Source organism: Paenibacillus sp. 3LSP (genome assembly GCF_032465655.1).
Taxonomy (GTDB): Bacteria; Bacillota; Bacilli; order Paenibacillales; family Paenibacillaceae; genus Fontibacillus; species Fontibacillus barengoltzii.
In genome coordinates this window covers 1-9285 of record NZ_JAWDJI010000080.1, presented here as the reverse complement: position 1 = coordinate 9285, position 9285 = coordinate 1, and the positions used below count along the sequence as shown (strand labels likewise).

The following is a 9285-nucleotide window of genomic DNA, read 5'->3' as shown; positions in this document are numbered from 1 at the left end:
CAACCAAGATTAACAATTAATTGAATACCATGTCACTTTAGATGCAAGGCTAGTGGCCCAAACCGGCAAATAAGCTCTCTCATAAGCGTTAGATTCTCATCGCCCCCGTTTTCGGCCCAATAGCGTTTCTGGCAAGCGTTAGACCGCTAGTTCGCTGTTGCGCCCTAACTGCTACGCTAGGAGATGTCTTCGCCCTCGTCTTCATCCTCAAACAACGTGCGAAGGACACTGTTCCGGTTTTCGAGGAAACGGCGCGTAATTTGGTAGTGATCCGTATCCTCGTAACGTATCTGCTCCAATTGATCGCCATCGAACGTTAAGATGTCCGCGTCCGGATACCCCATCAGAATCGGTGAATGCGTGGCGATAATGAACTGGGCACGATCCGATAGGTCGTGGATGATCCGCAGCAAGGACAACTGCCGGGCCGGAGACAGGGCCGCCTCCGGTTCGTCCAGCAGATAAATGCCCCGGCTGCCAAATCGATACTTGAACAAGCTGAGGAACGACTCGCCATGCGATTGGCTGTGCAAGGACACCCCGCCGTAAGCCCGTGTTGCTGCGACATCATCGATATGCGAGGCAAACGAATAAAACGACTCCGCCCGCAAAAAGAAGCCATTCGTGACTTTCGGGTTCCAGGAGAGACGAAGGTAGTCTCCAAGCGCAGATTCAGATCGATCTACCTCGTAGACGTTGTTTCTCCCACCGCCAGCCGGATTAAACCCGCATTGGTAGGCAATCCCCTCCAGCAACGTGGATTTACCCGAACCGTTCTCCCCAACAAAAAAGGTAACTGGACGGCGGAGATACAGCTTGTTCATCTTTCGAACTAACGGGAGCGAGAAAGGGTATGCGTGGAAGGAGGGCATCTTCTCTTTAAGCAGCGTGATCTCTCGTAAATACACCCTCTTACACCCCCTCTCATTTTGAGAATGAATCAAGCTCCTTATAAATAAAATAGTCGAAATCGGCAGGCTTGCGCATCCCGCTTAGATCCTGGGCGCAGACGCCAATAAAGGTGCCGGTGAAGCGCAATCTCTCCGCCGGATCGTCGGACATGTGGCTTACGTCAACGGCTTCGCCGACTGCATGCCAGATCTCCCCGTCCAGGCTGTAGTAGAAGCTTGCCAGCTCGCGTTCGATTACGACCCGCAGCCAGCAACGCGAAGCCCCTTCAATCGAGATATCTTCCGCCAGCAGTTCGTCGTAAACGCCGTATTTGGTCTGGATCAAATTCAGGCTCTTGCCCTTCGTCTCATCTCGGGAGATCCGCAGATATACATGATCGTTCGTGTCGTAGAACACGGTCAGGCCCGCCATCTGCTGGAACGTCTCCGGCTCGAACTCCACCACCGTCTCCGCCAGGCAATGGAACGATTGCTGCCGCCGCGCCACCAGGCTCTGCCGGAACAGCGAGTTCATCGATTCGCGACCATACAAGCGCAGGAAGCCAGGACGTTCCCGCAATGTCAGCCAATCCTCCGTCGCTGGAACACGCAGCGTGCTCCAATGTACCCCCAGCGTCTCCGCCTCGAAATCGTCCCGTTCCGCCTCCGGTTCAAACGGGTGCGGCGGCAAGGCGGGAGCAGGCACCTTCACTTGCGGCTCATTCCCACCGGTTTCCAACCGGAACCAACCGTCTTCGGTCCAGACCCCGCGTTGGATCGCCGTTTCCCTGCCAAGCGTACAATAGATGTCCTTCGTCGGCCGCCCGGTCAGATGCACCATGTACCATTCCCCTGTCTGGGTCTCGACCAGCGAGGCATGTCCCGCCTTTTGCAGCTCCAAATGCGGTTTACCCGCCGAGGTGAGAATCGGATTGGTGGGGTCCACTTCATACGGTCCGTCAATCGTTCGAGATCGGGCCATCGTGACCGCATGTTCGTAATGCGTGCCGCCTTCCGCGGTCAGCAGGTAGTAGTAGCCATTTCTTTTATACAAATGCGGGCCTTCGGTTACTCTAAGGTCAGTGCCTAGGAAAATATTTTTCACCGGTCCCACCAGCTTCTGTTGCTTCGGATCGTATTCTTGAAGCACGATGCCAGCAAAGTGATTCTTCCCTTTCCGGTAATCCCACAGCATGTTTACCAGCCACTTGCGCCCGTCATCATCATGGAATAACGAAGGGTCGAAGCCGCTGCTGTTCAGATAGATCGGATCCGACCAAGGGCCGCGGATATCCGGAGCAGTAACGAGATAGTTGGGCGTATCCTTGAACGCGCCGTGGCGGCTTTTGACATCAGTGTAAATCAGGTAGAACAGCCCGTTATCATAGCTGAGGCAAGGGGCCCATATCCCGCAAGAGCCGGGGTTGCCCAGCATATCTAGCTGCGACACCCTCGTCAGCGGGTGGCCGATCAGCTGCCAGTGCACGAGATCTCGGGAATGATGAATTTGCACGCCCGGGAACCATTCGAAGGTAGAGGTCGCGATGTAGTAGTCATCCCCAACTCGCAAGATTGAAGGATCAGGGTTAAAGCCGCGTAAAATCGGATTTGTGATCATTGGACGTTCGCTCATAAGTTCCTCCTATAAAAACTGTTATCGAATTGGTTATTGTTTTTTCGCTCAACACTTCAAATTTCGATTATAATAGAAATTAGGCTTTTGTATCTCAATTCCTGCCTAAGGAGGCTAGATTTTATGCCTGATTCAAGTAAGACTAACGATTCATCCCATCGTTTATCCCATATTCCGGTCTCGATTCTCGACCTTGCGCCGATTACCGCCGGCAGCACGGCGGCCGAATCGCTGCGCAATTCGCTGGACCTGGCCCAGCATGCCGAGAACTGGGGCTATCACCGCTATTGGCTCGCAGAGCATCACGGCATGCCCGGCATTGCCAGCTCGGCGACCTCCGTCGTGATCGGACACATCGCCGGCGGTACGAAGAAGATCCGCGTTGGATCCGGCGGTATCATGCTGCCAAACCATGCGCCGCTCGTCATCGCGGAGCAGTTTGGCACGCTGGAGTCGCTATACCCGGGGCGGATCGATCTCGGTCTGGGGCGGGCGCCCGGCTCCGACCCGCTGACTTCGCACGCGCTGCGCCGCGGGCCGGGCAGTGACGGGCAGGATTTTCCGGAGCGGCTCGCAGAGCTGCGGAATTATTTCCAGCCCGTCTCCGGTTCCTCGATGCGCGTGCGCGCCATTCCCGGCGAAGGCTTACACATCCCGATCTGGCTGCTCGGCTCCAGCGGCTTCAGCGCGCAGCTGTCCGCCCAGCTCGGTCTGCCGTTCGCCTTCGCCAGCCATTTCGCGCCGGATTACTTGCTCCCGGCGCTCAATTTATACCGCACGCACTTCCGTCCGTCGGCGGAACTGGCGAAGCCTTATGCGATGATCGGCGTGAACGTGATCGTCGCCGATACCGATGCGGAGGCTCGTCGCTTGGCGACCTCCCAGCACCAGCAGTTCTTGAACTTGATCCGCCGGCGCACCTCACAGCTTAGCCCGCCAGTGGAGCATCTCGACTGGACGCCGCAGGAGCAAGCGGTGGTCGAACGCCAGCTCAGCTATTCGGCGATCGGCTCACCCGAGACGGTGCGGAACCGGCTGGAGCACCTGCTGGCCGAGACCGAAGCCGACGAGATCATCGTCGCTGCCCAGATCTACGACCACAAGGCCCGCTTGCGCTCTTACGAGCTGTTGTCCGGGTTGTTCGGAGGACAGCGCTCCTTGTAATCCGAAGGGCTGCAGCCCGTGTACTCCTTAAACACTTTGGAGAAATAGTGCTGATCGCTGAATGACAAAGCATCAGACACCTCTTTAATTCGCATTTCCGGCTTGCAGGCAATCAGCCTGCAGGCCTCTTTGATTTTGAGGCCAGTATAATATTGCACGAAGGTGCTTTGAGCATACCTCCTCATGACCCGGCTGACATACGAGGGGCTGACGTGAAATTTCTGCGCCACATCGGCGAGCGAAAGATACGAGTACAGATTGAGCCTGACGTATTCCTCAATCTGCCGAAACAGTTCCTCACCGCTTTTTCGGTTCTGCGCCTGCAGCCATTCGAAGGATTGCTTCGTCCATTCCAACAAGTTCTCGCCAAACCTCTCAAAACAATCCGCATCAAGCAAACGACGTGAAGAAGTCTCGAGCTCCAGCCGATGTCCGGTCTCCGAGTCGCCTCCCGCTTGTGAGAAAGCATCGGTCAAGAGTGCAATAAATCGTTCCAGCTCCGCAAACCGAATGTTGTGGCTCGACCATTTGGCCAGCTGCTCGTTCAGCTTTAACAAGAACTGCTCCTTCCTCCGCCCCACGATAAGCTCTGTAAAGGCCGCGGCAGTCGCCCGATCCAGCTCAGAACCCTCCGGCTGAACCAATGTCTGGGGAATCTCCGTATCTACCACGATGCCTTGGTGAACCGGCTGCCGTTCGTCCAAAATGCCTGACATGCGGTGGTACAGTTCAGGCAGGCGATCCGGATCGCCGGACTGCAGCTGTCCGCCAATCGTCGCCGCGAGCCCCGCCGCCTCCAGCGTTTTGCGAACGGACTCCAGGCATTGATACACCGAGGAATAAGCGTCCGCCGCCGTTTTTTGCACCATAGCAAGAAATTGACCAGGCACCTGCGTCGGAAACACCCAGCAGAGCTGCGGAGCAAACATAGCATCCAGTCTGCGCTGAAGCTCCTCCGCGTTCCAAAGCTCCCGCCTGCCGGTAAACGGCTGCCTCCGGATGAGGATCAAGAGCTTACCGTAATGGCGGAATTGATCCCCGAGCTGCAAATCCGCATAAACCTCCGGAGCTACAATCTCCTGAAACAGCTCCGCTTCACTGGGAACCCGGCTGCGGAGACGCTCCAGCGCCCGTTCCATCACTTCCAACAACTGCTTGCGTTCGACGGGCTTGAGTAAATAGTCAAATACCTGCAAATTAATCGCCTTGCGCGTGTATTCGAAATCGTTGTATCCGCTGATCAAAATAAATAACAACTGCGGGCGGATCTGCTTCGCCTCTTCGATAAACGCGAGGCCGTCCAGCTTAGGCATGCGAATATCGGTCAACACCAGGTCTACCGGCTGCTGCCGGATGAGCTCCAACGCTTCCTCCCCGTTGGCGGCTGTTGCCGTCACCTGAAACGGGAGCTCCAGGGAACCTAGCAGCGTTCGTATATTGCGCAAGATCGGCTTGCTGTCTTCCACGATCATGACGTTGTACATGCTGTGCCCTCCTCGTTCAGTAGAAGTCCTTGGTGAGCGATCCGATGATCTGGACCGTGGCGCCCTTTTCCCCATCTGCATGGTTAAACAGATTGAAGAACAGCCGGTTCTGGTACATTAACTTCAGTCGGCCGACGCTGTTCACAATGCCCATGTTGCCGATCGAGGCGGGTCGTTCGTTCCCCTCTCCGGCAACAGCTTCGCTCTTCCGCAGGTTGTCCATGATTTCATCGATCTTCCCGGGCGGGGACCCGTCTCCGTTATCCTTAATCTCCACAGCCCACAGCCCGTTGAACTGCTTCACCGTAATCTCGATCCGCCAGGGAGGGTCACAGTGAATGAACGCATGCTCGATACAGTTCTCCACGAAAGGCTGAAGCACCAACCGCGGCAACTGCACGTTCCGCGCCGATTCGTCCGCATGGATCTCCCATTCGAGATCGTCTTCGTATTTTTGTTGAACAAGCGACAAGTAGTGCCGGGTATGCTCGAGTTCGTCGGCTAAGGTGACGTGAACGTAAGGAGAGGATACGATGTAGCGTAAGCTGTCCGACAAATGCTTGCACATATCGGTGACGACGTCGGTCTTCCCCTCCTGGGCCGCGATGCTGATCAAATACAGCACGTTATGGATGAAATGCGGTGCAATTTGGGCCTGGAGCGCAGAGTTGCGCGCCTTGACCTCCTCATGCAGGGCGATTTTCTCCCGTTCAATCGATGCTTGCAGCCGTTCCATCAGATCCTGAAAAGCCTCGTTTAATAGAATTAAATCGTTATTTTGCGTAGGGTTGTCCCATTTGAGATTCATATTGCTATAGCTGATCCGCCAAATCTGGCTGCGCAGCTTCCGGATCGGCAACAGCAGACTACGCGAAGAAAAATAAATATACACAAAAGATAACAGCATCAACGCCGTAATCAGCAAAATGGATAAATACTTGACCGAGTTGACGGGTCCCAGTACGTCTTGCTTCGGCGTCACTAGATAGGTTGTCCACCCGGTGCTTTCCGACCTGGCGTAAGCCACATAGTTCCCGTGATCGTCTACATGGACGCCGTCAACTGAATGTGGCGTTGTCAACTCGGCATGTTCCTTCGGAATATCTCCAACCACCGGCTGGCCATTCTGATCCAGGATGTACACCTGGCCGCTGCCCACGCCTTGCGTGATCCTTTGCAGGTATGCATTATCCAACAAGATGCTCAGTTATCCGAATACCGTCCCGTTCTGATTATTGATCGATCGAATAAACGAAACGGCCCCTCCCTGACGTTCCAGAACATAACCGCTGCCGCTCCAGCTTCCGTCGATGAGACTCTTTTTCAGATAACCTTCGATCGAAGCCGCATCCCCTTGTAAACCAATATAGGACACGATTTTGCGTCCGGCCTTATCGTAAATCACCATGTCCTTAATATTCATTCTGGGGCCGATCGCCTGGAACATCAGATCCTTCAGCCTGCGGCTTTGATTCAGCCGTTCGAGGTTAGCGTCGGTTTGATAACCCCGCTCCAGAATCGTAAAGACATCCTTGCTGGACAAAATCCGCTGCGACATTTGGTTTTGACTGTCCACATAATCGTCGAGCTGCTGGCTCACCTTGGTCACTGCGGCCAGCTTGGCCTCCACCGTTTTCTCTTTCAACGGTTTGATGACGACCAGATTGACGTAGACGATAAAGCAACCCAATATAAACAGAAGCAGAGCTACAAAGGTTAAAAAGACTTTATTCTGCAAGCTCAGCTGACTTCTGCGGAGGAAGAAAGGTTTCATGACGTTGGCTTGGCCCCCTTTGGCTATGGCCATGTTGCATTAGGATGGTTTAACTGTACCACTTTGCTTCACGTCATGACAACGGTTACAAGTTCACAATTTTACACCTCATCTGTCACCCTCAGACATGTACCTGACACAGACTGAAAACTATAATCAAGTTGCAAACGCATTCAAAGACATATCAAACAGAGGGGGATTTGCCTTGAATTACGCACTGAAGAGAACAACCACCGCAGTCATCGCCGGTTTGCTGGCCTTATCGCTCGCAGCCTGCGGATCCGGAGGCGCCAAGTCCAACAACACAGCCCAAGACGGCAATAACAGCGGCGGCGCTAAAGGCGACAAAGTCACCATTGAGTTAGCGATCTCCAAAAGCTCGCAGGACTCCGCCTTCATCCAACAAGATATCCTCGACGAATTTGAGAAGCAGACGAACATCAAAGTCAATTTGCAGCTGATTCCAGCCGAGCAAACGACAACCGTCTTACAGACGAAGTTGGCCGTTGAAGAAACGCCGGACATCATTCAATACAATCTGGCCAGCGCAACCACGGACCTGAATCTGGAGCGCAACTTTGAAATTCTGGATGACGAGCCTTGGGCCAGCCGGATTTTGAACAAAGACGTCCTGTCCGCATACGGGCACATCTACAGCTTCCATGTCAGCCAAGACACCGGGATGCAAGGCGTGGTCTATAACAAAGACATCTTTGACGAACTGGGTCTGTCCATTCCTAAGAACTTTGAAGAATTCCTGGCTGTCTGCGAGAAGATCAAAGCCAGCGGAGTCACTCCAGTATTTATGCCGTACAAGGACAACTGGGCCGCGAATATTTGGCCGGCCGCTGCGTTTGCCAACTTCGTAGCCAAGAGCGATCCGACCTTCTTCGACGATCTGAACAGCAATAAGAAAAAATGGTCCGACATCCCGGAATTCCAAACGTTCCTGCAGCAGCAGTATGACGTGTATAAGCAAGGCTACACCAACGCCGACGTTCTGAGTGACAGCTACGATATGGCGGTGGGGAAATTCCTGAACAAGGAAGTCGCCATGATGTTCATGGGAGACTGGCTGATCGAAGGCGTGCTGAAGCAGGATCCGAACATGCGCCTCGGCGTCTTCCCGATCCCTTCCGAGGAAGATGCCAGCCTGGGTGCCAGCCCGCTGGGCGGCCAGCTGTTCATTCCGAAGAAAGCGAAGCACTTGGCGGAAGCCAAAGAGTTCCTGAACTTCTTAGGCTCGAAAGAAATCGCCCAGAAAATCGTTGACTCCAAAGGGTACGTATCCAACCTGAATGACGTTACGACGCCGGAATTGCCGGACTACAAGCAAGAAATCGTCGATAACTACATCACGCCGAAGAAAACCGTCTTGACTACCGACGCCTACATGCTGGTTGACCGCAGCGAGCTGTACCGGCTGCTCCAAGACCAATTCGCAGGCGGCCTAACCCCGGAAGAGGTTCTGAAGGCTTGGGACGAGAAGTTCAGCCAACTGATGGCAGATAAAGAAATCCCCGGTTTCTAAATCGGAAGAATGGCAGGCAGCATAAGTCCCGTCCGGGGGTTATGCTGCCCCAGTCTATAGTGGGGTGGAGAACATGAAATCAAAAGCATCAGTCAAAAGTCTATATTCCTATTATCTCGTATTACCGGCGTTACTCATTTACACGATCTTTTTTGTCATCCCGGCGTTTACGGGCTTTTATTATTCCTTTACCGATTGGCGGCTGGATCGCCTGACGATTAAATTCATCGGATGGGAGAACTTCCATAAGATCTTCTCCGATAAAACACTGCTTCTCGCGCTCAAAAACACCCTGATCTTCGCCGTCGTCACCGTGGTCGGGAAGAACCTGATCGGGATCGTCTTGGCGGTGGCTCTTAATATGCGACTTAAGACGCGGAATTTACTGCGGGCAATTTTTTATTCCCCATCCATTCTGAGTATCCTCGTCATCGGGATCGTGTTTACTCCAATCTTGCGCACGGAAGGCGCGATCAACCGGATGTTCGATGCGGTGGGGCTGCACGCATTAAGCCAGGCTTGGCTCACCAATCCGCATATCGTTATTTGGACTATCGCCGTGATTTCGATTTGGCAGCATGCCGGTTTTCAGATGGCGATTTACTTGGCCGGATTGCAATCCATTTCCCAGGAGTACTACGAAGCGGCAACTATCGACGGGGCCGGATCCTGGAAAAAGTTCACGAATATCACGCTGCCGCTCCTGCTGCCAGCGATTAATATTAACCTGATGCTCACCCTCATCGGCGGGCTGAAGGTCTTCTCGGAGGTCTTCGTCCTGACCGGCGGGGGCCCGGGCAATGCTTCAC

General features: G+C 54.0%; 8 protein-coding genes. 3 read left to right on the top strand and 5 right to left on the bottom strand.

Features of this window, described 5'->3' with window-relative positions; translation table 11 throughout:
• Positions 1 to 176 precede the first annotated feature (176 nt).
• Complete coding sequence (locus RW092_RS06165; protein WP_316009788.1) at positions 177 to 908, bottom strand: AAA family ATPase; 732 nt, start codon at positions 906 to 908, stop codon at positions 177 to 179.
• A 16-nt stretch (positions 909 to 924) separates the two neighbouring features.
• A complete protein-coding gene (locus RW092_RS06160; protein ID WP_316009787.1) occupies positions 925 to 2523 on the bottom strand; it encodes a glycoside hydrolase family 43 protein in 1599 nt (532 codons plus the stop codon).
• 123 nt (positions 2524 to 2646) lie between these two features.
• Between RW092_RS06160 and RW092_RS06155 the strand changes: the two genes are divergently transcribed.
• A complete protein-coding gene (locus tag RW092_RS06155) occupies positions 2647 to 3687 on the top strand; it encodes an LLM class flavin-dependent oxidoreductase (RefSeq protein ID WP_316009786.1) in 1041 nt (346 codons plus the stop codon).
• Here the strand turns inward: RW092_RS06155 and RW092_RS06150 are convergent.
• The 3 genes from RW092_RS06150 to RW092_RS06140 are packed head-to-tail and all read right to left on the bottom strand — an operon-like array spanning position 3642 to position 6945.
• On the bottom strand, positions 3642 to 5171 hold the full coding sequence (locus RW092_RS06150; RefSeq protein ID WP_316009785.1) for a response regulator transcription factor: 1530 nt from the start codon (positions 5169 to 5171) through the stop codon (positions 3642 to 3644). The genes RW092_RS06155 and RW092_RS06150 overlap by 46 nt on opposite strands.
• Positions 5172 to 5187: 16 nt before the next feature.
• Complete coding sequence (locus tag RW092_RS06145; protein ID WP_316009784.1) at positions 5188 to 6369, bottom strand: sensor histidine kinase; 1182 nt, start codon at positions 6367 to 6369, stop codon at positions 5188 to 5190.
• 9 nt (positions 6370 to 6378) lie between these two features.
• Positions 6379 to 6945 carry a hypothetical protein gene (locus RW092_RS06140; RefSeq protein WP_316009783.1) on the bottom strand — a complete coding sequence of 189 codons (567 nt, stop codon included), beginning with the start codon at positions 6943 to 6945 and terminating at the stop codon, positions 6379 to 6381.
• Between the two features lie 205 nt (positions 6946 to 7150).
• Between RW092_RS06140 and RW092_RS06135 the strand changes: the two genes are divergently transcribed.
• Positions 7151 to 8476 carry an ABC transporter substrate-binding protein gene (locus tag RW092_RS06135; protein WP_016314296.1) on the top strand — a complete coding sequence of 442 codons (1326 nt, stop codon included), beginning with the start codon at positions 7151 to 7153 and terminating at the stop codon, positions 8474 to 8476.
• Between the two features lie 73 nt (positions 8477 to 8549).
• Positions 8550 to 9285, top strand: a 736-nt coding sequence (locus RW092_RS06130) for a carbohydrate ABC transporter permease (protein WP_316009782.1), incomplete at its 3' end; no start/stop codon positions are given.

Excerpts from the sequence above, each read along its gene's own strand:
- RW092_RS06140 (WP_316009783.1), bottom strand. The coding sequence starts at position 6,945 with ATGAAACCTTTCTTCCTCCGCAGAAGTCAGCTGAGCTTGCAGAATAAA.
- RW092_RS06150 (WP_316009785.1), bottom strand. The coding sequence starts at position 5,171 with ATGTACAACGTCATGATCGTGGAAGACAGCAAGCCGATCTTGCGCAAT.
- RW092_RS06155 (WP_316009786.1), top strand. The coding sequence starts at position 2,647 with ATGCCTGATTCAAGTAAGACTAACGATTCATCCCATCGTTTATCCCAT.
- RW092_RS06160 (WP_316009787.1), bottom strand. The coding sequence starts at position 2,523 with ATGAGCGAACGTCCAATGATCACAAATCCGATTTTACGCGGCTTTAAC.